Origin of the sequence: Okeania sp. SIO2B9 (assembly GCF_010672505.1) — a bacterium.
In the GTDB taxonomy this organism is placed as follows: Bacteria; Cyanobacteriota; Cyanobacteriia; order Cyanobacteriales; family Microcoleaceae; genus Okeania; species Okeania hirsuta.
The window spans coordinates 1-7,516 of sequence record NZ_JAAHGK010000216.1; the positions used below are offsets into that span (position 1 = coordinate 1).

Here is a 7,516-nt window from a genome sequence, read left to right on the forward strand (position 1 = left end):
TAGACTTGTCGCTTTATAACTTAAAAATTCCCCAAAAACCTTGTTCTGTAAGGATTGTAGTTATTGGATGGCAAAAATGCTGGGAATTATTGCTCTGTCTAGGTTAGAGTGATTTTTTCCCTTTATTTAGCGACAACTCTACTAAAAGCCCCCTTGCCTGATACTAGATATAATCTTTAGAGATAAAATTATCTCTATTTTTGTTGATTTAAATGAATCTTGATTAACTTTCTACTCCAGAGTTCATACTTTGTTCAGCAAAGCCGACTTAAAAAGATATTTCTACACATACCAGAACTTACACATTTAGGCTAGATAAAATTTTCTCTGCTTCTGCTTCCCCTCTAGCGGAAACTCTTTTTTTGAGTTTAAATGTCTAACTGATAAATATTGATTGGCTGATTATTCTTGCAGTAAATATGCATCTGAACTTGAAGCTGGTGCTGGAGCTGGTGCTGGAGCTGGTGCTGGTGAATAAGCCCTCTGTGGAGCTGGTGAATAATATTGTGGACTAGGTGCTGGTGAATAATATTGCGGACTAGGTGCTGGTGAATAATATTGCGGACTAGGTGCTGGTGAATAATATTGCGGACTAGGTGCTGGTGAATAATATTGCGGACTAGGCGCTGGAGCTGGTTGGTACTGTCGCCGTCTGCGAGCTTCTTCCGCCTGTTGTTCTGCCCATATAGCATCTCGTTCAGATGCCCATTTAGAGATAGCACCTTGAGCTTCATAATAGAGAGCGCGACCATAGCCAATTTGATAAGCTGTATTAATCGCAGCAGTAAGACGGCCTTGCTCGGCTAGACCATAAGCTTGATTGAGAATTGGCCTGTCTTGGGCAATTTGTAGCTCTGTACTCCACTTATAAATTTCATCCTGAGCTTCTTCGTACAAAGCACGACCACTTTCTATTTCATACGCCACATCAATAGCTTGTCCAAGCTTTCCTTCTTTTGCTAAGACTCTAGCTTCTGCTAATAATGGTGAATCTTCAATAATTTGTACTCGTTTATTCCACTCAGCTATTAGAGTCTGAGCTTGTATTCTCAAGGGACGCTCCAAAGCAACATAACTAGCTTGTTTAATCGCTGAATTATAACTATCGACAGTTTCTTGTTTCGCTAACTGTTTCGCTAAGAGGACATAAGGTTGGTCTTCTATCTTCAGAAGGTCTTTGCGCCATTTAGCAATTAAAGTTTGGGCCTGAATTCGCTTTGGTTGTTCTAGGCCCACCATTTTAGCTTGGTCTATAGCTAACTTTAATGTTGCAGGTTGACCCACACTGGCGATCGCTTTAGCTAGCTGAATATGAGCTAGGTCATCTAACTGTTTTTGCAGCCGTTGAATTTGAGTTTGGGCTTGTTGATAATAGGGACTATTGGAAGTAATTTGAGCTGCTGCGGCTTTTCCTTCTACTAGGACTACTATATTACCCACTTGAGAGCCTTCTATAGATTGATTCCATGTTGCTGCTTTAGCATGGCCGAGTAAAATTAACTCTTTGCCCTCTTTTTTCAGTTTATAGTCTGAAGGAATGTATTCAATGGCCGCAATTGCTCCTTTGAGATCTTTTTCTTCTATACGTTTAGTTGCTATTTCGATTAAACTACGACTCCACTTTTGAATATCTTCTTCCGCTCTGTCTCGAATGTAGAGGTTTTGGTCTATTTTTCTGGCCAGAGCGATCGCTTCTCCATACTCATTTGCTGTTTCCTCATAAATTAGATAGCGAGCATCTTTTAAGATTTGCCAACCTTTTTTTTCCAAGGCTATGCGCTCTAATATTTCTCTAAATTTAATACTTTGCCAGTGAACATTATCTAGTTTTGACATTGCTAGGGAGTAAGCGGAGGCTTTTTTCCAGTCTATAGCTTTGATGGCTTTTTCAGCCTCCTCATAAAGAGATTGACCTTCTGCCCATTGTTTTTTCCAACCTGCTACTGCCTCTTCTACCCTAGAATAAGCTGGACTGCTTTTAGGAATTTTCGCTACTGTATCTAGAGCTGCTTGTAAGTTACCCTCTCTAATTTTTTGATTAGCAACAGAAATAATTAATTTTGTCCATTCTCCTGTCATTTGCTGACCTAGTTGATAGAGAGGATGTTCTTCTGGCCAATTTTCTACTAACGCCAGAGCTGTTTCCAACTGTTCTAGGTTCCGTGACTCAGCAGCTTTGTGGGCACAATATAGTCGTTCTCCATCTGCTGATAATGGAGAAATTTGTTGGCAGTTTGGTTGGGGTGGGTTAACCAGTAACCATAGAAGTGCTGCACCACCTGTTATTCCAAAGCCTGCTGCAACACTCCACCATATTAGCTGCCATCCCCAATAAGTTTTTGGTTTTCTATTTGGTTTTGGAGCTGTTGATATTTGGGAATTTTTTTCTGGTTTAACTTCTGAGGTATTGTTTAGCTCTCGATCTAAAGTTTGTGAGGTATAAGTAATAGGATCTGCTAATTCTTTTTTGATTAGGGAACTACTACTATAGCCATTTTCTCCATTTTTAGAATAGTTATGGGAAACCGCCAATTTTTTTTGTTGGGAAATATTTTCTGATGACATAGTAAAGTTTACTGTGCTAATTGTACTAACTGTTAAGTAGGTTAAGATTATTTTTTCAACTAATATTATATTTAGGTTTTTTCATTACCTAGAATGTTTTTCATCCCTCCGAAGGAAAATTTTAACTTTAGGCTTGAGCTTGACCTAGAAATATTAAATATTAAAGGTTTCTTAGCTCAAGCTAACATATAGTATCGAAAATTTTATTGTATATATATCTTATATATTTCAGCACATTGACTAAATTTTTCATTTAACCTAACCTCAGCCAAAAGTCTTGATTTTAGTAAATTTATTTAATCTTTTATCTGGGCATTTTCTTAACTATTGGATAACCTGAAAATAATTTAGGTGAGTAGCTTTAAACTGAATTTTTAATTTTTTGGACTGGTTCAGAGGCAGTAGATGTTTATTATAAATGATGCTTAACTTTATGGCTGATGAGAATTAGGTCTATTCTAATTAATTTACTGATACTTCTGAGTCAAATAGCCTTTTATTTTCTAATCTTTTATCGTTCTACTGCCAAAATTATGACTGTAGTGACCATAAAAGTCTATACGATAGTCAGTAATTTTAACTCCTATCTGTGTTTCAATTTGCTCAAGCAACTCTTGAGGCAATTCTACATAAATATCCATAATTTGTCCCGTATCCAAGCAGTTAATATGAGAGTGAGATTCGCTTTTATGGCCATATAAGCAAGCATCAGCACGTTCAATACATTCAATAATTCCCTCTTTTGATAGAAATTCAAGATTTTGATATACAGAAGTGTGACCAATTTCCTTACCTTGGAGATTTAATCGATGGTAAATTTCTCTAGCTGATAGATGTTTTTTCTCTTGCCACAAAATTTCTAGTATATATCGACGCTGACGACTCAGGCGCATTCCCTTAGCCTTACAATAATTTAGAGCATCTTCTAATGAGTAAATTTGTTTCACAGCGCCAACCTTTCTCCAAATCAATTGCAAATTATTCTATAGCAATTCGCACTGAAACGTATCAACCATCAGTTTTGCTATCGGGCTAAATTATAGGGTAGTTATTATATCAGAGAATAGCCAGTAGGGAGTAGGGAGTAGTGGGAAAAACTTCGGTTCATCATCAGCGTAAGTCCTAACTGTCCCGTTTTGGTGGTGGTCGTACATTGTCCGGCAATGTTTGTGACAGGAACAGTGGGAGCATCTTGATCCCGTGCTAAGTTCACGCCCTACCTGTCTATTGCTATAGCAGTCGCTATTACTGTATTTGACAGATAAAAAGCTGAAAACTTAGACAACGCAAAATTTTTCCTTCTCTCCTAGATAACTAAACGCCTTCTTCCTTCTTCCCTCTTCCTTCTTCCCTCTTCCTTCTGCTATATAAAAATACATTGACAATTATTTATACCTTAAAAGATGGCAATTACGATCGCCCTTAATACCGAACACTTCCATAACTTGGATGTATCTCCAGTTAAAAGTGTCATATCTCAACTGCTGACTGAAGGAGCGATCGCCTCTTCTGAACAGCAGCTAAATTTTACTATTAACTATAATCGCGACCCCCAAGACCCACGAGAACTTTCAGAAATTCCAGAAGTACGTTTATGGTTTATTCGTTTGGACAGTATTTATCCTTGGTTGCCATTTTTGCTTAACTGGAAAGAGGGTGAATTAGCTCGTTATACTGCTATGCTTGTACCTCACCAATTTCATCGCACTGAAGGTGTGCAATATAACCCAGAAGCATTAGAAATATTTCTGATGCAAAAAATTTTTGTCTTAAGAAAATGGCTACACCAACAAGGTATTTCTAGCAAATCTAGATTAATGTCCATGTCTCAAATGTTGGGTTACGACTTAGCAGAAGAATTTTTTAGCTCAATTCCAGAAGAAGATTAATATCTTATGGGATCTAGGAGTGTGGGGAGATGGGGAGATGGGGAGATGGGGACAAATTTCCACCTTTTTCCCTGATCTGATCAATTCAATATCCTCAGAAGGTGGAAATTATTGATGATGGCCTAAGATTTCCGGGACCTGTAGGTATTGTCAAAGCCAAATTACATCGCCCGATCGTCAGGACAATCAAAACAGTGACCATCACCATGACTCCATCAGGAAGGTATTTTGCTTCAGTGTTGAGTAAGCAACAAGCTGACAAGCCATCACCAAGTACTGAGGGGAAAGTAGCAGGTATTGACTTGGGTCTCAAGAATTTTGCTATTGTCCATGATGGGTTCAAAACATCCAAGCACCACAACCCCAAGCATTTAGCAAGACATGAACTAAATTTGGCAAGAAAGCAAGGCAAATTAGCCAGGAAACAGAAGGGGAGTAACTCCAGGAATAAAGCCAGGAAACTGGTAGCTAGAGTTCACGAGTGAGTTAGTAATGTCCGTCAAGACTACTTACATAAGCTTTCAAGAAAGCTGGTTGACAATAACCAAGTCATGGTAGTCGAAAGTTTACACCTTCTGGACATGGTTAAGAACCACAAACTAGCTAAAGCAATATCTGATGTAGGGTTGGGAATGTTTGTTAATTTTGTGGCATACAACCTAGAAAAAGAAGGCAAAGTGCTTGTCGAGATTGACAGATGCTTTCCCACTTCTAAACTCTGTTGTAATTGTCACGATCAAGTTGACGAGATGCCGCTAGATGTCCGTGAATGGACTTGTTCTAGCTGCGGAACTCGTCACGATCGAGATGGCAATGCTGCAATCAATATCAGAGCAGAAGGTATGAGAATGCTATTGGTCTCAGGGACTGGGACTGCTACTCATGGAAAGGAGGTAAGACCAATGCGAGGACGCAAGTCGGAGGTTAAGGCACTCCCCTGTGAGGTCAGAAGCTTGTGCTATACCCGTTCAGGGTTAGCCTCGGGTACTTCACCCTTCTCCACCCCAAATTTTATTTAAAACATCTTGGGGTGAAATATCGCTCATTTTACCAGTAGGAGATTTGACCGCAATTACCCGATCGCTCTTGGGTAATAATTTTTCTGGGTTAGTTGGACCAAATAAAGCAATAGTATATGTCCCAACTGCAACTGCTAAGTGCATAGGAGCACTATCAGTACAGAGCATTAAATTAGCAGCAGCGATAATAGCCGCTAATTTACCTATATCCCCAGGCATCACTAATTTAACATCTGGACAAAATCGAGTAATTTCATTGACCCAAGTTCCATCTTCAGGACCTTTGACTACCACTACTGGTAAATTAGGTTGCTTCTGCTGTAGTTCTGTAATAATCTCCTGCCAATAATTGGTAGGGTAGATTTTATCAATACCTTTAATCTGAGCTAGTTCGCTAGAACCGCCATGAATCAGAACATACCCACTTTCGGACACTCCTAAAAGTTTTTGTTCAGCTTCTGCCCAATCAATATCTGCTTTAGGTACATTAATAGATAGTCCAGGGAAAGGTGTTACAACATCCATTCCTTGCAATAAATCATGGTACATCTGAGCTGCATATTGTTCAGTTTTCAGGGGTATAGGGTTCGTGAGAAAGATTGCCCCATTACCTGCATAACCTACCCGTTGAGGAATTCCTGTTAACCACAACAAAAGGCCAACTGTCCAACGTTGTCCAAGAGAAATTACTGCTTCGTATTCGCGATCGCGCATAATACCTAACAAGTTTCCCCAGTCAGCGAGACTATTGGCATCTTTGAAGTCATAGGCGAGGACATCCTGTACGGACTTACAAACTCGGTATGCACCCTTTGAGCGAGGTTCTACAATTACATCAATTTGAGATTCTGGATAAGATTTTTTCAGGTCATCCAGAGTAGGAAAGAATAAGATTTGGTCGCCAATTCCACCAGGGACAAGGGCTAGTATTCTCATATTTAAGGAATTTAGCTTAATTATTAGTTGAACACAATACCAACCATATCTTACGATTCTGATTGGGAATTATTTCTTTAGTAGACATTCAATTTTTACCACTATCCACTATATTGAATTATTCAATAGAAACCTAAAACACAAAATGAAATGTATTTATTGATTCCTGCTGCTGGTATGGGGCGACGCATGGGAAGCCAACGGAACAAGCTTTTGCTGACTCTATTGGGTAAATCTTTGCTAAGTTGGACTCTTGAGGCTGCTTTCAAGTCTCATTATATTAATTGGATTGGTATTATTGGCCAGCCTGTTGATTTTCCAGATTTTCAAAAGATGATTTCTGGTTTGTCTACTAATAAGTCTATAGAGTTGATTGAGGGAGGATCGACTCGTCAGGAGTCTGTTTATAAGGGTTTACAGGCTTTGCCCCCGGAGGCGGAACAGGTGTTAATTCACGATGGGGCCAGGTGTTTGGCTACTCCGGAACTATTGGATCGGTGTGCGGAGGAGGTTGTTAAGTGTCCTGGTTTAATTGCTGCTGTGCCAGTTAAGGACACGATTAAGGTTGTTGATTCGTCGGGTCTAATTCAGGATACACCAGATCGTCGCAATTTATGGGCTGCTCAGACACCTCAAGGTTTTGAGGTGAAGTTGTTGAAAGAATGTCACGAAAAGGGGCGTCAGTTGGGTTGGGAAGTTACTGATGATGCTGCTTTGTTTGAAAAGTGTGGTTTGCCTGTAAAGGTTGTTGCGGGGGAGGAGACTAATCTTAAGGTGACAACTCCTGTGGATTTAAGAGTAGCAGAATTTATTTTGACGGAAGCATTGAAGAAGGAAGAAGGAAGAAGTAAGAAGGAAGAAGGTGTTTAGTTATCTAGGATAAAAGATGTTTAGTTATCTAGTAGAGAAGGAAAAATTTTATGTTGTCTGAGTTCTCAGGTTTTACTCTATCTGCGTCTTTAGGCGGCGTGAGCGAGGCCGACCGGTCCGACGGGGCCGACGGGTTCGATCCGTCGGGGGCAATCGATCCGTCGGGGGCAATCGATCCGTCGGGGGCAATCGAGACGCCCGGTCCGATCGCGGCGCTGGTCCTGGCGGCCGGGTCGT

General features: G+C 40.0%; 9 protein-coding genes. 5 read left to right on the plus strand and 4 right to left on the minus strand.

Annotated features, from left to right (window positions below; translation table 11 throughout):
* Positions 1-402: 402 nt before the first annotated feature.
* From F6K13_RS10205 to F6K13_RS10215, 3 genes are all read right to left on the minus strand, one after another.
* Positions 403-2,565 carry a hypothetical protein gene (locus F6K13_RS10205; RefSeq protein WP_287241693.1) on the minus strand — a complete coding sequence of 721 codons (2,163 nt, stop codon included), beginning with the start codon at positions 2,563-2,565 and terminating at the stop codon, positions 403-405.
* Positions 2,566-3,068: 503 nt separating this feature from the next.
* Positions 3,069-3,512, minus strand: a complete 444-nt coding sequence (locus F6K13_RS10210) for a Fur family transcriptional regulator (RefSeq protein ID WP_124144498.1) — start codon at positions 3,510-3,512, stop codon at positions 3,069-3,071.
* Positions 3,513-3,616: 104 nt separating this feature from the next.
* Positions 3,617-3,778 (minus strand): hypothetical protein, encoded by a 162-nt coding sequence (locus F6K13_RS10215; protein WP_161564461.1) that lies wholly within the window; start codon positions 3,776-3,778, stop codon positions 3,617-3,619.
* 190 nt (positions 3,779-3,968) lie between these two features.
* Between F6K13_RS10215 and F6K13_RS10220 the strand changes: the two genes are divergently transcribed.
* The 3 genes from F6K13_RS10220 (at position 3,969) to F6K13_RS35050 (ending at position 5,473) form a co-directional block, all read left to right on the plus strand.
* A complete protein-coding gene (locus F6K13_RS10220) occupies positions 3,969-4,454 on the plus strand; it encodes a CRR6 family NdhI maturation factor (RefSeq protein WP_124144497.1) in 486 nt (161 codons plus the stop codon).
* Between the two features lie 101 nt (positions 4,455-4,555).
* A complete protein-coding gene (locus F6K13_RS35045; protein ID WP_338043163.1) occupies positions 4,556-4,939 on the plus strand; it encodes a transposase in 384 nt (127 codons plus the stop codon).
* Between the two features lie 45 nt (positions 4,940-4,984).
* Positions 4,985-5,473 carry an RNA-guided endonuclease TnpB family protein gene (locus tag F6K13_RS35050; protein WP_338043165.1) on the plus strand — a complete coding sequence of 163 codons (489 nt, stop codon included), beginning with the start codon at positions 4,985-4,987 and terminating at the stop codon, positions 5,471-5,473.
* Here F6K13_RS35050 and F6K13_RS10230 read toward each other — a convergent pair.
* A complete protein-coding gene (locus tag F6K13_RS10230) occupies positions 5,444-6,409 on the minus strand; it encodes a glycosyltransferase family 9 protein (RefSeq protein WP_124144496.1) in 966 nt (321 codons plus the stop codon). The two genes, F6K13_RS35050 and F6K13_RS10230, sit on opposite strands and share 30 nt — an antisense overlap.
* 150 nt (positions 6,410-6,559) lie before the next feature.
* Here F6K13_RS10230 and ispD point away from each other — a divergent pair, with 150 nt between their 5' ends.
* Positions 6,560-7,279, plus strand: a complete 720-nt coding sequence (gene ispD / locus F6K13_RS10235) for a 2-C-methyl-D-erythritol 4-phosphate cytidylyltransferase (RefSeq protein ID WP_124144495.1) — start codon at positions 6,560-6,562, stop codon at positions 7,277-7,279.
* 50 nt (positions 7,280-7,329) lie between these two features.
* Positions 7,330-7,516: hypothetical protein (locus tag F6K13_RS10240; RefSeq protein WP_287287319.1), on the plus strand; the 187-nt coding region annotated here is incomplete at its 3' end.

Bases quoted from the DNA above. Each gene is read 5' to 3' on its own strand.
- F6K13_RS10220 (WP_124144497.1), top strand. From the start codon at position 3,969: ATGGCAATTACGATCGCCCTTAATACCGAACACTTCCATAACTTGGAT.
- ispD (WP_124144495.1), top strand. From the start codon at position 6,560: ATGTATTTATTGATTCCTGCTGCTGGTATGGGGCGACGCATGGGAAGC.
- F6K13_RS10205 (WP_287241693.1), bottom strand. From the start codon at position 2,565: ATGTCATCAGAAAATATTTCCCAACAAAAAAAATTGGCGGTTTCCCAT.
- F6K13_RS10230 (WP_124144496.1), bottom strand. From the start codon at position 6,409: ATGAGAATACTAGCCCTTGTCCCTGGTGGAATTGGCGACCAAATCTTA.